Below are 17310 nucleotides of genomic sequence, written 5' to 3'. Positions count from 1 at the left end.
GGCGGCTGCAAGAAACGAGCTTCGGGAGGAACATATGGCAAGCGAAGAAATAGCGGGCAACGGCTTCGAGCCGGACGTTAAAGTCCGCACCAGGGAATACAGGATCGGCTGCGTCGGCGCCGGTATGATCATGGCCGAATGTCACCTTGCCGCCTACAAGGAAGCCGGTTTTCCGGTGGCGGCGATCGCCTCGCGCACCAAGGCCAGCGCCGAGAAGGTCGCCAAGCGCTGGGATATCCCGACCGTCCATAACACGCCGGAACAACTCATCGAGGACAAGGACGTCGAGATCATCGATCTTGCCTTTCCGCCGGACCAGCAGCCGGCGCTGATCCGCCATGCGCTGAACCAAGCACATATCAAGGCGATCCTGGCGCAGAAGCCACTGGCGCTGTCGCTCGATGAAGCCGTCAAACTGCGCGACGAGGCGGCCAAGGCCGGCAAGATCCTCTCGGTCAACCAGAACATGCGTTACGACCAGTCGATGCGCGTCTTGAAGCAGATCATCGACAGCGGCGCGCTCGGCGACATCGTCTTCGCCCAGATCGACATGCATGCGATCCCGCACTGGCAGACCTTCCTCGAGGACTATGACCGGCTGACGCTCGCCAATATGAGCGTCCACCATCTCGACGTACTGCGCTTCCTGTTCGGCGATCCCCTGGAGATCACCACCCTGACCCGCAAGGATCCGCGCACCCGCTTTGATCATTCGGACGGCATCATCGTGTCGACGCTGCGGTTCCCGTCCGGCGTGCTCGCCGTATCGCTGGAGGATGTCTGGTCCGGTCCGCGCCAGGAGGGCTACCAGGACGACCAGCACATCAACTGGCGCGTCGACGGCACCAAGGGTGTCGCCAAAGGCACCATCGGCTGGCCGACGGGCGCTGCGTCGACGCTGACCTACGCCTCGACCGAGACCACCGATGGTCAATGGGTGACACCCAGCTGGGACACGATGTGGTTCCCGCATGCTTTCATCGGCGTCATGGAGCAGCTTCAGCACGCGGTTAAGACGGGCGAGCCGCCAGCGCTGTCCGTCGCGGACAATGTCAAGACCATGGCGCTGGTCGAAGCCGGCTACCGCTCGATCGACAAAGGCCGGACGGTCAAGCTTTCCGAAATATCAACTGACTGAATCACTTACAGGGAGGAATTCACACCATGATGCAGGCAGGTATTTTCACGGGCTATTTCCCGTATGGCCTCAAGGAAACCGCGCAGAAGATCCGTGCGCTCGATTTCAACACCGTGCAGCTCGACCTGCATTTCAGGGATATCGACCTGTCGTCCGGGCAGATCACCAAGGACAAGGCCAAGACCGTCCGCGATACGTTCCGCGACCACAATCTGCCGATCTGCTGTGTGTCGGGCTACACCAACATCATCCATCCGGATATGGGCGAGCGCGAGAAGCGCGTCGGCTATTTGAAGGAGATCATCCGCAACGCGCGCCATTTCGGCACCCCTTACGTGATCTCGGAAACGGGTACCTACAACACCGAATCCGACTGGGTGCATCACCCGAAGAACAAGACCGAGGAAGGGTTCGAGGAATGCCGCAAGGTCATCGCCGACCTTGCCCAGACGGCCTATGACCACGGCGCGGTCTTCCTGCTCGAAACCTATGTCAACAATGTCGTCGGCTCGGTCGAGGAGACGGTGAGGATGTTCGCGCAGGTCGACCACCCAGGCCTCGGCCTGTTGATGGACCCGACCAACTATTTCGAAACCCACAATATCGACCGGATGGATCAGATCCTGAACCAGGTGTTCGACACGCTGACCGACAAGATCAAGATCGCCCACGCCAAGGACGTCAAGCGTTCCGGCGGCGACAAGTCGGAGAAGCACGCAGACATTGGCGACGAGGACGCGCTGGAGAGCCACACTTTCCGCGGCGTCGGTGAGATCGAGCTGCCGGCGCCCGGCCTCGGTTCGCTGAACTACGACCTTTATCTCAAGCGGCTGGCCGAAAAGCACCCGAACATCCCGGTCATCATCGAGCATCTTTCGGAAGACGACGTGCCGCGCGCCAAGAAATTCCTCGATGGGAAATTCCGCGCCAACGGACTGTGATGGCGCGGTTCGGCTACGAAACAAGGGAGGAAGAGAAATGTTGAAATTCGCGTTGAAAATCGCGGCTGCCGCGACGGTTCTAGCCGGTGCAACGCTGGGTACTCCGGCGGTGGCGCAGGACGCCCAGAAGACGTTCTACCTGTTGTCGCATGGCGGCCCGTCGGATGCCTTCTGGATCGACTGGAATGCCGGCGCGACCAAGGCCTGCGACCAGCTCAAGGTGACCTGCAAGATCTCGTTCAGCGGCGGCGACATGGCGGCGCAGAAGGAAGCCTTCAACTCGGCACTCGCCGCCAAGCCGGACGGCATCGCCACGACTTCGGCGCAGCCCGGCCTGTGGACCGAGGAGGTCAAGGCAGCGAAGGCGGCCGGCATCCCGATCGTGTTCTTCAACACCGACGATCCGGCAACCGGCCGGCAAGCCTATGTCGGCGCCGACCTTAGGGAAGCCGGTGTCATCTGGGCGAAATATCTGGTCGACCACAAAATGGTGAAGCAGGGCGACAAGGTGTTCCTGCCGGTCGAAGTGCCGGGTGCCAGCTACCAGCAGCTCGAGACCGAAGGCATTGCCAGCGTCTTCGATCCGCTCGGCATCAAATATGACGTGGTCGATTGCGGCACCGATCCGGCCGGCATCATCGCCAAGATGACGGACTACATGGTGGCCAACAATCCGCCGGCAATCATCGCGCTCGGCGATTCCGTCGCGGCCAGCGTCAAGCGGGTGTTCGATGGCGCCGGCGTGCCGGCCGGCAAGATTCCGGTCGTCGGCTGGGGCAATTCGAAGGAAACGGCCGAGTCCGTCAAGGCCGGTTTCGTCAACGCGGCTGCCTGGCAGTTCCCGTCGGCGCAGGGCTTCATGCCGGTGGCGCTGCTCGGGTTGGCCGCCGCCGGCGAACCGATCGGCTACGACATCCACACTTTCAGCCTCTACGACGCCTCGAGCGTCGAACCGATCCTGAAACTCTACAACAAGTGATTGGAACTGACGCTCGCCGCGCAGGCGGCGGGCCTCACCCTGGCGTATGGTTCGGGCTGTCATGACAATTGCCGCAGAAGAGGAAATGCCGCGTGCCAAACGCAGGTCGAGCCTGATCCGCTCGCCGCAGTTCTCGTCGCTCGTCATCCTGATCGTCCTGCTGGCGGTGTTCGCGATCGCCGATGCGAACTTCCTGTCGCCGCTCAACATCTCCAACATGATGGCGTTCCTGCCCGAGCTCGGCATCATCGCGCTCGGCATGACGCTGCTTCTGACGGCGGGCGAGTTCGACCTTTCGGTCGGTGCTGTGTTCGGACTGGCGCCGGTTGTCGTCATGCTGCTGGTGCAGAACGGCGGGGTGGATATTGGCGTGGCGCTGCTGGCCGGCCTGCTGCTCTGCATAGCGATCGGTGCGATCAACGGGCTGATCGTCACCAAGATCGGCATCTCCTCCTTCCTGGTGACACTGTCGATGCTGCTCGTCGTGCGTGGGGCAGCGCTTTACATCACCCAAGGCTTTCCGCTGAAATCCTGGGACCAGCCCGGGTTCTTCGTGACGCTGCTGGCCGGCAGCTTCAATATCGGAACGTTCCGTTTCTATACCTCGCTGTGGTGGTTTATCGGCCTGTCGCTGCTGGCAATCTATGTGCTGCGCTACGCCAAGCTCGGCAACTGGATCAGCGCCATCGGCTCGAACCGTAACGCCGCCGTGGCGCGTGGTGTGCCGGCCGATGCGGTCAAGATCTGGCTGTTCATCCTGACCTCGGTGCTGGCCGGTCTCGCCGGCATGATCAGCGCCTTCCGCATTTCTGCCGCCTCGCCGGTGGCAGGCACCGGCTACGAGCTCGAAGTGATCGCCATGGTGGTGGTCGGCGGCACCGCGCTGACCGGTGGGCGAGGCACCATTTTCGGCACCATCGTCGGCGCGCTGATGCTGCGCAGCATCCGCAACGGCATCGTGCTGATCGGCGTGCCTGGGCTCGCCTACAACATCTTCGTCGGCGTCATCATCCTTGCCATGCTCATTCTGCACGCTTTGCTGCAGAAGAACGCCGCCAGGAGCTGACCATGGAAGTGCTTCGGCTACAGAACCTGCAAAAGTCCTTCGGCAGCGTCCGCGCCCTGAAGAGCGCCTCGTTCACGCTCAACGAGGGCGAGGTGGTGGCCTTGCTCGGCGACAACGGCGCCGGCAAATCGACATTGATCAAGGCGATCTCCGGGGTGTTTCCGGTCGACCGCGGTGACATCTATGTGCGCGGCCAGAAGGTCTCCATCCGCTCGACGCGCGATGCGATGGATCTCGGCATCGAGACCATCCACCAGGACACCTCGCTGGCGCCCGATCTCAGCATCGCGCGCAATCTTTTCCTCGGCCGCGAGCCAGTCAACCTCAAATGGCTGGGTGTGTTCGCGCCGCTCGATCTCGCCCAATTGCGCGATGCTGCCTCGGCTCTTTTGAAGCGCGTCGGCATCTCGAAGAAGCTCGACGCCGATGCGCTGGTCAGCACGCTGTCGGGCGGCGAACGCCAGTCGATCGCCATCTCGCGCGCCATGCAATTCGCCGCCAAGGTCATCATCCTCGACGAGCCGACCAACAATCTCGGCGTCGAGGAAACGCACGGCGTGCTGCGCTTCGTCAAGGAAGTGCGCGACGCCGGTCACTCGGTGCTTTTGATCACCCACAACATCCATCACGTCTTCCAGGTCGCCGACCGCATCATCGTCATGCGGCGCGGCGAGATCGTCGCCGAGCAGACGGTCGCCGACACCGACCTGCTGACCGTGGAAAGTATCATCACCGGCGCCGACATGTCGGCCCTGCTCAAGGAGACGAGAGCCAAGTGAAGGACGGGAGCAAAGTGAAGGAACTGGCCGTCACATGGTAGAGCTTTACGGCAAGACGCTGTCGCGCCGGCAGGTCTCGGAACGCTCGGGCATGCTGTCGCAGTTCGCCGGCGTGCGACTGATGACGCTTGGCGACGGCGTCGAGCGCGGCATCCGCATGCTCGAATTCCGCACCGGCTCGGGCCTGCGCTTCACCGCGCTGGTCGACCGGGCGCTCGATATCGCCGATTGCGACTTCAAGGGCCAGGCGATCGGCTGGCATTCGCCGAGCGGCTTTCGCAATCCCGGCCTGCACGAGTATGAAGGCGAGGACGGGCTGGCCTGGGCGAGGTCGTTTTCCGGCCTTCTACTGACCTGCGGCCTCGACCATATATTGTTCATGAACGAGGTACCCGCCGACACCTACAACTATCCGCCGAAGAATACGGTGCGCCATTCGCTGCATGGCCGCATCAGCACCATCCCGGCGCGGCTAAGTGGCTACGGCGAGACCTGGGACGGCGACCGCTGCGTGTTGTGGGCCGAAGGCATCGTCCAGCAATCGACTGTATTCGGCGAGGATCTGCATCTATTGCGGCGGATCGAGGCCGATGTCGGCGGCAACGAGATCCGGCTTTCGGACCGTGTCGTCAATCACGGTTTCAACCGAACACCGCATATGTTTTTCTACCACATCAATGTCAGCCATCCGGTGCTTGACGAGGGCGCGCGCTATCTGGCGCCGATAAGGGATGTCGTTTGGGCCGGGCATGCCGGCGAGCGTTATGAGGCGCAAAAGGTCGGCTATCGCACGGTCCCGGCGCCGCAGCCGCGTTTCAGCGAACAGGTCTGGCAGCACGAGCTCGGCGCTGGCAGCACCGGCGAAGTCCCGGTGGCGGTGGTCAACGATAGGCTCGGCCTCGGCTTCGAGGTGGTCACGCGCAAGGACCAATTGCCCTGCACCTACCAATGGCAGAATTTCCAGGCTGGACAGTACGCGCTTGGCATCGAGCCGTCGACGCATCATGTGCTGGGAAATCTGGCGGCGCGCGAACGCGGCGAGATGATCTGGCTGGAGCACGGCGAGAGCCGCTCGTACGATGCGGTGTTCCGGGTTCTCGACGGCGCCGGCGAGATCGCCGCCGCCGAGAGCCGGATCGCGGCAATCGCCAGGCAGCCGCAGCAGGATTATCCCCAGCCGTCGGGCCGTTTTCCTGTTCTTGGAGGCAGGTCGTGATAATGGCTAGGACGATACGAGACACCAGTTGGGAGGCTGGTCCCGGCCGGAGCGGGGAGGGTTCGCGGCCGATCGGGAATTGGAGGTCACAATGGCTGGCACGGTAAAGCGCGATTACAGCCTGGTCGGCGAAAGCACGCGCAGGGCGATCGAGACGGGACTGGCGTCGGCGGAGTGGTACCACACCGATGTCCCCCGCAAGGCGATCAAGGAGTTGATGCAGCGCTCAGACGGCCCGGCGATCCGCGACACGATCATCTGGATCATCGCCATCATCGGCTCCGCCGCCGGCGCCATCTATTTCTGGGGCACCTGGTGGTGCGTGCCGTTCTTCTTCGTCTACGGCGTGCTCTACGGCTCGTCCAGCGACTCGCGTTGGCACGAATGCGGCCACGGCACGGCTTTCCGTTCGCGCTGGATGAACGATGTCGTCTATCAGATCGCCAGCTTCATGCTGATGCGCAATCCGGTGACCTGGCGCTGGAGCCATGCCCGGCACCATACGGACACGATCATCGTCGGCCGCGACGCCGAGATCGCCGTGATGCGCCCGCCGGACCTGCTGCGTGCCGCGCTGGCTTTCACCGGCATCCTCGATTTCCGCTATTCGCTTCCGGCGCTGGTACGCCAGGCGTTCGGCAAGCTAACGCCCGACGAGAAAAGCTACGTGCCTGAGATGGAACAGCACAAGGCCGTCATCGCCGCGCGCTGGCATATCGCCATCTACATCGCCACGATAGCGCTCGCCCTGTACATGCAATCGTGGGTGCCGGTGGTGCTCATCGGCGTGCCGCGCCTCTACGGCACCTGGCACATGGTGCTAACCGGCCTGCTGCAGCATATCGGTCTGGCCGACAACGTCGTCGACCACCGGCTCAACACCAGGACCGTGTACATGAATCCGATCAGCCGGTTCATCTACTGGAACATGAACTACCACGTCGAGCATCACATGTTCCCGATGGTACCCTATCACGCGCTGCCCAGGCTGCATGAACTGATCAAACACGATCTGCCGGAGCCGAACCCGTCGATATGGCATGCCTATCGCGAGGTCTGGCCGGTCCTGCTCAGGCAGCTCAAATACGAGGACTATTTCCTCAAGCGCGAATTGCCGCCGACGGCACGGCCCTATCGTGGCGAGTTCCACGAAGTGAACATGTCGGCAGCGGCTGAGTAGGCACCGCACCAGCGCAACGCGGGAATTTCAGGAGAGATGGAAATGGCCGATTGGGTCGAGGCGTGCGCCGTGGACGATGTCGAAGAGGAAGATGTCATCCGCTTCGACCATGCCGGCCGCACCTTCGCGATCTACCGTTCGCCGGACGATGAATTTTTCGCCACCGACGGGTTTTGCACGCATGAGAAGGCGCATCTGGCCGACGGGCTCGTCATGGACGACATCATCGAATGCCCCAAGCACAATGGCCGCTTCAATTACAAGACCGGCCAGGCCAAGGGCGCTCCCGTCTGCGTCAATCTCGCGACCTATCCAGTCAAGGTCGAAGCTGGCAAGGTGATGATCCAGATTGGCTGACGGGCCTTCTGTCACGTAGCAAAGGGAACCAAAATCCATGAGCCGGAAAAGACCGACCGTCGCAGACCTGCGCGCCATGAAGGGCAAGCGGCAGCTGACGATGCTGCGCGTGCTGACGATGGACGAGGCCGAGGCCGCCGAACGCGCCGGCGTCGATATCGTCTCGGTGCCGCCGGAGCTGGTGCTCAATCCGCAATACCGCGATGCGGCACCCAGCCTGTTCACCATGCCGGGCGAGAATTTCTTCGAGATCGGCACCGCCGATGATTTCGTCCGCTGGGCGTTCCGGCTCTACAAGGCCAGCGCCGATGCGGTCTATTGCAGCGCCGGCTATGCCACCATCAAGCGGATGGCCGACGACGCAATTCCGGTGATCGGCCATGTCGGCCTCATCCCGTCACGCGCCACCTGGACCGGCGGCTTCAAGGCCGTCGGCAAGACCGCCGATACCGCCATGCAGGTGTTCGAGGCGGTGAAGCAACTCGAGGCCGCCGGCGCGATCGGCGCCGAGATCGAAGTGGTGCCGGTCGAGGTGGCCAAAGCGATTTCGGAACGGACGTCGCTGATCATGTTGTCCATGGGGGCGGGCACGGGCTGCGATGCGCAATACCTGTTCGCAGACGACATTCTCGGCCAGAACCGTGGCCACATGCCGCGCCATTCCAAGGTCTATCGCAATTTCGCCGCCGAGTACGACCGCCTGCAGGCCGAACGCATCGCCGCCTTTTCCGAATATGTCGCCGATGTGAACAGCCTGGCGTATCCCGAAGACAGGCACGTCGTGCACATGGACCCGGACCAGCTTAGCCTGTTTCTGGAGAAGATCGAAGCCGCATGAGATACGCCGGCTGCGGCGCGAAGCGCCATGGCGGATCGTGAAAGGCCGGTTCGGCGGCAGGGCCAAGTCATCGCATAACCGGCTGCGATGTCACACGAAAGTTTGTTGGTCCATGTCTGGACGGCACCGGACAAATGCTGTTGAAACCGGTGCGTCATCGGTTTTGCCGGACATTTGTGCGGTTGCCGATGGGGCGGGAGAAGATTCCCATTCGGACAGTTCTGCGCATGACCGCCATTCCCGAAAACGAAGCCTTGCCCGAAACCGCGCCCGCGGCGCGGCAAGCCCGGCGGGTGGCGCTGATCGTCGCCGTCGCCTTCTTCATGCAGCTTCTGGATTCGACCATCATCTCGACCTCGCTGCCGCAGATGGGAGAATCGTTCGGCGTGCCGGCGGTGGCAATGAGCATCGGAATCACCATCTATATGTTGACGATGGCGGTGTTCGTGCCGCTGTCCGGCTGGCTCGCGGACCGTTTTGGCGCGCGCAACATCTTCCTCGTGGCGATCGCGCTGTTTACGCTGGCCTCGCTCGTTTGCGGCATCTCACAGAACCTGGCCGAGTTCGTCGCCGCACGCGCGGTTCAGGGCCTGGGCAGCGCGTTGATGACGCCGGTCGGCCGCATCCTGGTGCTGCGCAACGCGCCGAAATCCGAGCTTCTCAACGCCACGGCGCTGATCACCTGGCCGGCGCTGTTTGCGCCGGTGATCGGGCCGGTGCTTGGCGGCTTCATCACCACCTATCTCTCCTGGAACTGGAATTTCTTCATCAACATTCCGCTTGGGGTTGTCGGTTTGGCGCTGGTCGCCCGCTTCATTCCCGGCGACCGCGAAGCCGGCGCCAGGCCGCTCGACTGGCCGGGTTTCCTGCTGACCTCTGTGGGGCTGGCCTCAATGCTCTATGGCCTCGAGCGCATCGCTCATACGGAAGACGGTGTGTTGCCGACCGTGGCACTGCTCGGCACGGGCATTTTGGTCGGCTGGTTGGCGGTGCGGCATCTGCGACGCGCCAACCATCCGCTGCTCGATCTATCGGCGTTCAAGGTGCAGACCTTTGCCATCTCGACGCTGTCCGCCGGCACGATCTTCCGGATCGCCATCAACGCCACGCCGTTCCTGCTGCCGCTTTTGTTTCAGGTTGGCTTCGGCCTGAGCCCGGTCGATGCAGGCATGATGATCCTGGCCTATTTCCTCGGCAATCTCGGGATGAAGGCCGTGACGACGCCGACGCTGAGGCGCTTCGGATTCCGTTCGGTGCTGATTGTCAACGGAGTGATCGCCTCTTTGTCGATCATGGCCTGCGCGGCGCTTTCGCCGCAGACGCCGCAAGCATTGGTGATGGTGCTGATGCTGATCGCCGGACTGTCGCGTTCGATGCAGTTCACCGCGCTCAACACGCTGGCTTTCGCCGATGTTGCCTCACCGCAGCGCAGCTCGGCGGCGACGTTGTCCAGCATGCTGCAGCAGGTGGCGATGCTGTTCGGCGTAGCGGTCGCGGCGGCACTGCTCAACCTGTCGCAGATCGCCAGGGGCGTGGCGGCGCTCGGTCTCATCGACTTCCGCCTTGCCTTCCTGGTGATCGGCGCAATCGGGCTCGTCGCCGCGTTTCGCTTCCTGGCGTTGCCGAAGGCCGCCGGCGCCGAGGTCTCGGGCCATGTTTTGCGGATTTGACGCAGGAACTGCGCGGCGAGCGCGGACATGAATTCTGCGTGCTCCGCTCGTCTTGAAGCGAACCTTCGCCAGCGGTTCGATCGGCGCGATCAATTGCAAAAGTGCTTGAGTTCCAGGCATTGCGCCAGCCTCGCCAATCGGTGCGTCCAACCGCGGAATTTCCTCGCAAGCCAGCCTGCAATGCGCGGATTCATTTGACGAATTGGTCTTGAGCCGATTAGCTTTCGTTCCGATGGCCGCAGAGGGAGCAGGGCGTAGCCATCGCGGGTGAAAGCGGGCAATGAACGCGACCGGCTGGCTAAACTGGAGAAGCCTGAACCAGGAGGGCATTGTCTTTGCCATCGCGGTCGTGCTGTTCATTGCCGCCGCCATCGGACTGCCTGGTTTTATCAACTCGAACAATCTTGTTGCCATCGTGCGCTCGGTCTCGGTGCTGGGAATATTGGCGCTCGGCATGGCGGTCGTCATTATCGGCAGGGGCATCGATCTGTCGGCGGTGGCGATCATGGCGATGTCGGTCGCTTGGTATCTGCAATTGCTGAGTTCGGGAATGTCCGACGGGCTGGCCTTCGCCTATGTGCTCGCCGGCGTTCTCGCCATCGGGCTTTTGAACGGCATTTTGGTCGCCTACGCCGAGGTTCCGGCGATCTTCGTGACGCTGGCGACCGCGTCCTTCGTCTTCGGCTATGTGCGCTCACAATTGATCACACAGGACGCCGTGCCGGTGCCGCCCGGCCATTGGGTCGAGCTTCTGGGCGGGCTTCGGTTCCTCGACATCCCGGTCGAGGTTTTTGTCTTCGCCGGGCTGGCTTTCGCCTTTTTCCTGTTCCTGCGCTACACCAAATGGGGCCGCTACGTCTATTTCGCCGGCGACAACCCGGTTGCGGCGCGCAATATCGGCATTCCAGTGCGCCCGATGCTGGTGCTGCGCTACGTGTTGTCGGCCTTGGTCTCGCTGATTGCCGGCTTGCTCACCGCCGCCAGCCTGCATTCGATCAACACCCGCATCGTCAATTCCACGCTGCTCTACGACATCGTGCTGGTGGCGGTGATCGGCGGCATCGGTCTGTCGGGCGGGCGGGGCGGGGTGCGCAACGTGCTGGTGGGTGCCGCGCTGATCGGCATCCTGCTCAACGCGATGACCATCATCGACATTCCGCTGCTCTATCAGAACCTGATCAAGGCTGCGATCCTGCTGGCGGCGATCATCGTCGATGGGTTCATCAATCCGCGCGACGAGCAGACCGCGCAGCAAGGCGACATCTAGACTGACGCGTACGGTTGGGACCGACCGCGAACGACAACGACCAAACCAGAGGATGTGACATGAAAATCATCAGGACATTTATGGCCGCCGCGGCAGCGCTTGCCGTCTCCGCATTCGTGGCGCCAAGCTTTGCCGCCGAAGATCCGGGTCCGGGCGCCTATTCGCAAGCGCTCAAGGGCAAGCGTGTGGTGCTGGTGCCGATGGCGATGGGCTTCGATCTGGCACAGGGCTGGGCGCATTACCTGAAGACCGAGGTCGAGGCCTGGGGCGGCGTGTTCGAGACGCGTGACCCGAACTGGGTGGTCGATGCCGGCGCGCAGGCGATAACCGACGCGATCTCGTCTGACACCAAGCCGGACGTGCTGATCATCCACTCGCCGGACCTCAACTCCTATGCCAAGCTGATGAAGAAGGCGCAGGCCGCCGGCACCTATGTCCTGCTGGTCGACAATCCGGCGAACTTCCCGGCCGATGCCTTTGTCGGCAGCGACTGGGATGGGCTCGGCCAGCTGGAAGCCGAAGCGGCGATCAAGGGTTGTGGGCCGAACTCCTCCAAGAAGATCGGGCTGGTGCAGGGCGACCAGGCCAACTCGTCGAGCCTTTATCAATATGCCGGCATCATGAAGGTGCTGGACAAGAACCCCGACTTCAAGGTCGTGGCCAAGCCTGACTCGAACTGGGATGCGACGACCTCGCGCAACGTGACGACGACGATGCTGCAGCAGAACCCCGACATCTGCGCCATCATCGATTTCTGGGACGGCGACGCGACGGGCGCATCGGCTGCGATCCGCGATGCCAAGCTCGAGGGCAAAGTCTTTCTGGTCACCACTGGCGGTGGCGAAAAGACCGCTGATTGCGACAAGCTGCAGGACGGCACCTATGGCGCGGTGGTGATGACCGACCTTGCCCGCCAGTCGGGCGACATGAACGCCGTCATCAAGTTCCTGTTGCAGAGTGGCCAGCCAGCCGGCACCTCGCACACCTACATCTACACGCTGGAGAAGGCGACGACCAAGGCCGACCTCAAGCCAGACAGCTGCTGGGACTTGAAAGCACTGCAAGCCCAAGCTGCGGCCAAGTAAACCGCGGGTCCGTTGCAAGCATCGACGAGGTGGCCGGACCTTGTTCGGCCGCCTCTTTCTCTCTTGAGTGGCAGCAGCAACCGATGTCCTTTCGCGAACGCCTTCAATCCTGGCGCTACAATCTCGTGCCCGACCACCTTGTCGGCGAGATCCTAAGCAAACGCTGGACTGATAACGCCATTCCGTTCCTGGCGCTGGTGGCGACGCTCGGTGTGTTCGGTTCGATCATTCCCGGCTTCTTCAAGCCGATGTCGCTGCAGGAATCGACCCGCCAGCTCGGCGAGTTCTCGCTGGTGGTCACCGGCATGACCGTGGTCATGCTCGGCGGCGGCATCGACCTTTCGGTCGGCTCGATCTTCGCGCTGTCCTGCTTCTCGGCCGTGTTCGTCTTCTTCATCCTCGAACAATCGGTATGGCTGGCGCTGGCCGCCTCGATCGCTACCGGGCTGCTGTTCGGCGCGATCAATGGCTATCTGATCGGCTATTTCAGGCTGCGCGCTTTCCTGACGACATTGGTCACCTTCATTTTCGGCCGGGCGCTGTTCGACATACTGGTCACCACCTATGCCGCCGACGTCCAGCTTTCCGATGCCACATCGGATGTGCTGGACTTCATCGGCGACGACACCTTCTGGGGCCTTTCGGTTGCGGTGTGGGCGGCGATTATCCTGGCCATCATCACCCATGTCGCGCTGACGCGCTCGCGGCCCGGCTGGCATATGCAGGCGGTGGGCGGGTCGCGGCGATCGGCCCACAATGCCGGCATCCGCGTGCGCCGCACCGTGTTCATGACCTATGTGTTCTCCGGCTTCTGCGCCTCGCTCGGCGGCTTCCTCATCGCCTGCCGGCTGAGCGGGGCAGGGCCGGGCACAGGGCTCAATCTCGAGGTCATGGCTTTGACAGCAGCGGTCGTCGGCGGCGTCAGCCTGGGCGGCGGCCGCGGTTCGGTGATCAAGGGGCTGATGGGCGCGATCATCGTGCTGACGATGACCAACGGGCTGATCCGGCTGGGCTATGGCACCGGCACCAACCAGATGGTGTTGGGCATCATGCTGGCCGTGGCGGTCACCATCGACATTCGCTGGCTGAAGAACCGCCACAAGGTGCTGGACGAGGTCTATGTCGCACCGGTCTATTTGAAGATGGGGGCAACGCAGTCGGCCGCACCGGGCTCCGGCACGCCTTACGAGCTCGACAATCGCCTATCGGAGGCCGACCATATCGGGCTTGGCGAGCTGGAAGGGCCGGAAGACGTCATCCTCGACCGTGACGACCATCTCTATTGCGGCACCAGGCATGGCGAGATCGTCCGTTTCTTCGCGCCGGACTACAAACGTTCGGAGGTCTTTGCCCATATTGGCGGCTTTCCGCTCGGCCTGGCCTTCGACAAAACAGGCAATCTGATCAGCTGCGTCGGCGCGATGGGCCTTTATTCGGTCTCGCCGGACCGGGAGGTGAAGCGGCTATCGGCGGAAACATCGCGCTCCTGGACTTCGATCGTCGACGATGCGCGGCTGCGCGACCCCAATGATTGCGACATCGCGCCGGACGGCCGCATCTACTTCACCGATTCCACCAAGCGCTATGACGCCCACGACTGGGCGCTGGACTCGATCGAGAACCGCGCCACCGGGCGGCTGCTCGTCTATGACCCGAAGGACGGTTCGACGAAGACGTTGCTGGACGGCTACCGCTACACCAACGGCGTGTGCATGGCGCATGACGGCAAGTCGCTGTTCTTTGCCGAAAGCTGGGCCTGCCGCGTGCACCGCTATTGGCTGGAAGGGCCGAAAGCAGGCAGCGCCGAATGCGTCATCCGCGACATGCCGGGCTACCCCGACAACATCAATCGTGCCTCCGACGGCGATTACTGGATGGCCTGGCTCGGCATGCGCACGCCGAGCTTCGACCTGTCGCTACGCCATCCCGACATGCGCAAGCGCATGACGCGCCGGCTGCCGCAGGACGAATGGCTGTTCCCCAACATCAACACCGGCGGTGTGGTGAAATTCAACGAGAAGGGCGGCATCGTCGAAGCGATGGGCGACCTGTCGGGCGCCGTGCATCCGATGGTCACTTCGATGCGCGAGCACAAGGGTTTTCTGTTCGTCGGCGGTATCCTCAACAACCGCATCGGCCGCTACCGGATTGCCGCTGCCGATCCGAACTGGACCAGCCCCGCTTCCTATTGGGGAGCGAAGCCATGATGCTGGACCCGATCCTCGACATCTTTCGCGGCAAGGCGGTGACCATCCCGCCGCTCGATGGCGCCTTCAGGCCGAATACGCTGCTGGACGATGTTGCGGCCTTCGCCGAACTGCCCGAGCCCGATAATCTGCTGGTCGCCGACGGCCGGCTGCTGGTTTCCAGTGCCAATGCCGTCTACGCGGTCACCGCCGGTGCCGCGCCGACGATAGTCGAGACATTTCCGTCCCCGGTCATCGCGCTCGCGCGCTCGCCCGCCGGCGAACTGACGGTCGGGCTCGAAAGCGGCAGGCTGTTGATCGCAGGTAAGGACGCTCCGCTACCGGCCGAGATCCGCTGCATCACAGCGCTCGCCTACGCAGAAGATGGCACGCTTTGGCTGGCCAATGGCTCGGCCCACCACGCGCCGTCGCAATGGGCCGCGGATCTGATGAAGAAGGGCGCTTCCGGTTCGCTGTGGAAGCGCGATCCGGCAGGCAGCGAATTCCGCAAGCTCGCCGGTGACATCGCCTTTCCCTATGGGCTGTATCCAACCGGCAAGGATGTGTTGGTCAGCGAGAGCTGGCGGCACCAACTCGTCCGCTTCGATAGCGCGACAGGCAGCCGCTCGACGGTGCTGGCGCATCTGCCTGGCTATCCCTCGCGCCTGTCGCCTGCCGCCGGTGGCGGTGCCTGGCTGGCGCTGTTTGCGCCCCGCAACCGGCTGATCGAATTGGTGTTGCAGGAAACGCACTATCGAAACGACATGCTGGCGCAAATGCCGCCGCAACACTGGATCGCGCCGGCACTTGCCTCCAACCGCAGCTTCCTTGAGCCGCTGCAATGCGGCGGCATTCGCACCATGGGCATTCACAAGCCATGGTCGCCGAGCCGCTCCTACGGCCTGGTGGTCAGGCTCGACCGGGAGATGCGGCCGCAATTCAGCCTGCACAGCCGCGCCAACGGCACGCGCCACGGCATCTGCAGCGTGGCGGAGAAAGACGGTCGCCTGTTCATTGCCTCGAAAGGCGGCGATTGCCTGCTGGCCATCGACTTGGGTCCAGGAGGACATCGCTGATGGAACCGATCGTCCGCCTGGAGAACGTGACCAAGACCTATCGCGGCGTGCCCGCGGTGAAGAATGTCAGCTTCGAGCTGCGCAAGGGCGAGATCCACGCGCTGCTCGGCGAGAATGGCGCGGGAAAATCGACGCTGACCAAGATCATCGCCGGCGTCGTCGACGCGACCTCGGGAAAGATGTTCCACAACGGGCAGGAGATCGCCTACGCCTCGCCGCATGCGGCCCTTCAAGCCGGTATCGCCATGGTGTTCCAGGAGACCAGCCTGGTGCCGTCGATGACGGTGGCGCAGAACCTTTATCTCGGCACGGAAAGCTTTCTCAACCGGCTGCGCGGCACCTACATTTCAGCGCAGCAATTCCTGCAGTCGTTGAACTTTCCCGTCGACCCGAACGCCATGGTGGCGACGCTGGGCGCGGCCAAACGGCAGATGGTCGAGATCGCGCGCGCCGTCCACCACAATGCCGAGATCATCATCTTCGACGAGCCGACGGCGACGCTGACGCCGGAGGAGAAGCGGCACTTCTTCGCGCTGATCCGCCGGCTCAAGGCAAGGGGTGTGTCGATCGTCTTCATCAGCCATGCGCTCGAAGAGGCGCTTGATGTCGCCGACCGCATCACCATTCTGCGCGACGGCGAACTGGTGATCACCGACGACACAGCCGCCTTCGATCGCGACAGGATCGTCGCCGCCATGGTCGGGCGCACGCTGTCGGGGCAGCTCTACAGCCAGCGCGACGAGGCCAAGCTGCGCAAGGCCGGCAAGAAGGTGCTGTCGGTGCAGGACATCTCGATGAGCAATGTCGTGCGCAACAATTCCTTCTCGATCTTCGAGGGCCAGATCACCGGGGTGTTCGGGCTGATCGGCTCGGGTCGCACCGAGACGTTCAAGATCGTTTCCGGCATCTACAAGCGCGACTTCCTGCGCGGCGGCACCATAGAGCTGGACGACCGGCCGGTGCGCTATCTCGTTCCGAGCGAGGCGGTGGCGGACGGCATCGTCTATGTCACCGAAGACCGCAAGAGCGAGGGGATTTTCGAGACCATGGACGTTGCCGAGAACCTGTTCGGCGGCTTTTTGGCGGCCGGGCGGGAAAAGGGCTGGGTGATCAATGCGCAGGAGATGCGGGCGCTGTCGGCCGAATGGACCAAGACGCTGAACGTCAAGGCGATCAACGACAATGCGCGGGTGGTCGAGCTCTCGGGCGGCAACCAGCAGAAGGTGGTGATCGGCAAGGGGCTGGTGCAGAAGCCGCGCATCGTCATCTTCGACGAGCCGACGCGCGGCGTCGATGTCGGTGCGATCGCCGAGATCCACCAGATCATCAACCGGCTGGCCGATGAGGGCCTGGCCGTCGTCGTCATCTCGTCCTACCTGCCGGAGATCATGAACCTGTCCGACCGCATCCTGGTCTGCCGGCAAGGCCGCATCGTCGAGGAGTTCTCGCCGGCCGAGGCGACGGAGGAGAAGATCATGTATGCGGCGGTTCATTAGGTTCCAGGCGATGCGTACTTCGACAATTGGCGGAGT

The 17310-nt window shown here is 62.9% G+C and carries 15 protein-coding genes; all 15 read left to right on the top strand.

Annotated elements, in window-relative coordinates; genetic code table 11:
* The first annotated feature begins 34 nt into the window (after window positions 1–34).
* The 15 genes from NKH43_RS10445 to NKH43_RS10375 all read left to right on the top strand — a co-directional run bounded on the left by NKH43_RS10445 (window position 35) and on the right by NKH43_RS10375 (window position 17274).
* Window positions 35–1138, top strand: coding sequence for a Gfo/Idh/MocA family protein (locus tag NKH43_RS10445; protein WP_031194610.1), 1104 nt, complete (start codon window positions 35–37; stop codon window positions 1136–1138).
* Window positions 1139–1164: 26 nt separating this feature from the next.
* On the top strand, window positions 1165–2079 hold the full coding sequence (locus tag NKH43_RS10440) for a sugar phosphate isomerase/epimerase family protein (RefSeq protein ID WP_352858005.1): 915 nt from the start codon (window positions 1165–1167) through the stop codon (window positions 2077–2079).
* 37 nt (window positions 2080–2116) lie between these two features.
* A complete protein-coding gene (locus NKH43_RS10435; protein ID WP_352481596.1) occupies window positions 2117–3058 on the top strand; it encodes a sugar ABC transporter substrate-binding protein in 942 nt (313 codons plus the stop codon).
* A 46-nt stretch (window positions 3059–3104) separates the two neighbouring features.
* Window positions 3105–4124, top strand: coding sequence for an ABC transporter permease (locus tag NKH43_RS10430; protein ID WP_023721278.1), 1020 nt, complete (start codon window positions 3105–3107; stop codon window positions 4122–4124).
* On the top strand, window positions 4121–4903 hold the full coding sequence (locus NKH43_RS10425; protein ID WP_352668485.1) for an ATP-binding cassette domain-containing protein: 783 nt from the start codon (window positions 4121–4123) through the stop codon (window positions 4901–4903). Before NKH43_RS10430 ends, NKH43_RS10425 begins: the two co-directional genes overlap by 4 nt.
* Window positions 4904–4937: 34 nt before the next feature.
* Window positions 4938–6119: an aldose 1-epimerase family protein gene (locus NKH43_RS10420; protein WP_352858002.1), complete on the top strand. Its 1182-nt coding sequence runs from the start codon at window positions 4938–4940 to the stop codon at window positions 6117–6119.
* 91 nt (window positions 6120–6210) lie between these two features.
* Window positions 6211–7299, top strand: coding sequence for a fatty acid desaturase family protein (locus NKH43_RS10415; RefSeq protein WP_352858000.1), 1089 nt, complete (start codon window positions 6211–6213; stop codon window positions 7297–7299).
* 42 nt (window positions 7300–7341) lie between these two features.
* Window positions 7342–7656: a MocE family 2Fe-2S type ferredoxin gene (locus NKH43_RS10410; protein WP_352857998.1), complete on the top strand. Its 315-nt coding sequence runs from the start codon at window positions 7342–7344 to the stop codon at window positions 7654–7656.
* A gap of 37 nt (window positions 7657–7693) precedes the next feature.
* Window positions 7694–8494 (top strand): 3-methyl-2-oxobutanoate hydroxymethyltransferase, encoded by an 801-nt coding sequence (locus NKH43_RS10405; RefSeq protein WP_023675787.1) that lies wholly within the window; start codon window positions 7694–7696, stop codon window positions 8492–8494.
* Between the two features lie 227 nt (window positions 8495–8721).
* On the top strand, window positions 8722–10164 hold the full coding sequence (locus NKH43_RS10400) for a DHA2 family efflux MFS transporter permease subunit (protein WP_352857995.1): 1443 nt from the start codon (window positions 8722–8724) through the stop codon (window positions 10162–10164).
* A 280-nt stretch (window positions 10165–10444) separates the two neighbouring features.
* Complete coding sequence (locus NKH43_RS10395) at window positions 10445–11431, top strand: ABC transporter permease (RefSeq protein ID WP_023721272.1); 987 nt, start codon at window positions 10445–10447, stop codon at window positions 11429–11431.
* Between the two features lie 59 nt (window positions 11432–11490).
* Window positions 11491–12516, top strand: coding sequence for a sugar ABC transporter substrate-binding protein (locus NKH43_RS10390; protein ID WP_352857991.1), 1026 nt, complete (start codon window positions 11491–11493; stop codon window positions 12514–12516).
* An 83-nt stretch (window positions 12517–12599) separates the two neighbouring features.
* Window positions 12600–14723 (top strand): ABC transporter permease, encoded by a 2124-nt coding sequence (locus NKH43_RS10385; protein ID WP_352857989.1) that lies wholly within the window; start codon window positions 12600–12602, stop codon window positions 14721–14723.
* Window positions 14720–15778, top strand: a complete 1059-nt coding sequence (locus NKH43_RS10380) for an SMP-30/gluconolactonase/LRE family protein (RefSeq protein WP_352857986.1) — start codon at window positions 14720–14722, stop codon at window positions 15776–15778. The genes NKH43_RS10385 and NKH43_RS10380 overlap by 4 nt, the downstream gene beginning before the upstream one ends.
* Window positions 15778–17274, top strand: coding sequence for a sugar ABC transporter ATP-binding protein (locus NKH43_RS10375; protein ID WP_023721268.1), 1497 nt, complete (start codon window positions 15778–15780; stop codon window positions 17272–17274). Before NKH43_RS10380 ends, NKH43_RS10375 begins: the two co-directional genes overlap by 1 nt.
* Window positions 17275–17310: the final 36 nt, after the last annotated feature.

The organism is Mesorhizobium sp. M1163 (assembly GCF_040318415.1).
Classification (GTDB): domain Bacteria; phylum Pseudomonadota; class Alphaproteobacteria; order Rhizobiales; family Rhizobiaceae; genus Mesorhizobium.
Note: the sequence above shows the minus strand (reverse complement) of the source record. Positions and strands in the feature narration are given on the sequence as shown.

Coding starts and splice junctions, on each gene's coding strand:
- NKH43_RS10445 (WP_031194610.1), top strand. CDS start 35: ATGGCAAGCGAAGAAATAGCGGGCAACGGCTTCGAGCCGGACGTTAAA.
- NKH43_RS10440 (WP_352858005.1), top strand. CDS start 1,165: ATGATGCAGGCAGGTATTTTCACGGGCTATTTCCCGTATGGCCTCAAG.
- NKH43_RS10435 (WP_352481596.1), top strand. CDS start 2,117: ATGTTGAAATTCGCGTTGAAAATCGCGGCTGCCGCGACGGTTCTAGCC.
- NKH43_RS10430 (WP_023721278.1), top strand. CDS start 3,105: ATGGTTCGGGCTGTCATGACAATTGCCGCAGAAGAGGAAATGCCGCGT.
- NKH43_RS10420 (WP_352858002.1), top strand. CDS start 4,938: ATGGTAGAGCTTTACGGCAAGACGCTGTCGCGCCGGCAGGTCTCGGAA.
- NKH43_RS10415 (WP_352858000.1), top strand. CDS start 6,211: ATGGCTGGCACGGTAAAGCGCGATTACAGCCTGGTCGGCGAAAGCACG.
- NKH43_RS10410 (WP_352857998.1), top strand. CDS start 7,342: ATGGCCGATTGGGTCGAGGCGTGCGCCGTGGACGATGTCGAAGAGGAA.
- NKH43_RS10405 (WP_023675787.1), top strand. CDS start 7,694: ATGAGCCGGAAAAGACCGACCGTCGCAGACCTGCGCGCCATGAAGGGC.
- NKH43_RS10400 (WP_352857995.1), top strand. CDS start 8,722: ATGACCGCCATTCCCGAAAACGAAGCCTTGCCCGAAACCGCGCCCGCG.
- NKH43_RS10395 (WP_023721272.1), top strand. CDS start 10,445: ATGAACGCGACCGGCTGGCTAAACTGGAGAAGCCTGAACCAGGAGGGC.
- NKH43_RS10390 (WP_352857991.1), top strand. CDS start 11,491: ATGAAAATCATCAGGACATTTATGGCCGCCGCGGCAGCGCTTGCCGTC.
- NKH43_RS10385 (WP_352857989.1), top strand. CDS start 12,600: ATGTCCTTTCGCGAACGCCTTCAATCCTGGCGCTACAATCTCGTGCCC.
- NKH43_RS10380 (WP_352857986.1), top strand. CDS start 14,720: ATGATGCTGGACCCGATCCTCGACATCTTTCGCGGCAAGGCGGTGACC.
- NKH43_RS10375 (WP_023721268.1), top strand. CDS start 15,778: ATGGAACCGATCGTCCGCCTGGAGAACGTGACCAAGACCTATCGCGGC.